The sequence below is a fragment of the Bacillus sp. SIMBA_074 genome, from assembly GCF_046534555.1.
GTDB lineage: Bacteria > Bacillota > Bacilli > Bacillales > Bacillaceae_G > Bacillus_A > Bacillus_A mycoides.
This window is the reverse complement of sequence record NZ_JAWRYM010000473.1, coordinates 1-274: the sequence shown is the minus strand read 5'-3', so window position 1 is coordinate 274 and position 274 is coordinate 1. Positions and strand designations below refer to the sequence as shown.

Annotated in this window: 1 pseudogene; it reads right to left on the bottom strand. The window is 47.1% G+C overall.

The window, feature by feature from the left end:
* Positions 1–212 (bottom strand): annotated as a pseudogene (locus SB773_RS31635) (dipeptide epimerase); the annotation flags it as partial.
* Between the last annotated feature and the right edge of the window lie 62 nt (positions 213–274).

Genomic DNA, 274 nt, shown 5'->3' with positions numbered 1-274 from the left:
GCTATGTCCTTGCTCAGCATTTCGTACGTGCTGTAAAAGCTTTCTCCCGTCACATGGGGGTCCGGCATGCCCTCGCCATAGCCTACAATTCCTGTATCCGTCGTCATTTTGACGATAATGCTTGGCAGCTCATGGAATGTATCGTACGCGACGATAAACGGTCGTACCAAAGGAAGCTCGGTGGCAAATACCTCAATGGAAACAATTTTCATGCGTAACCTCCGTTATTAAAATGGTCCATAATGCATGAGATTTGCTATCAGGACAGCAACGA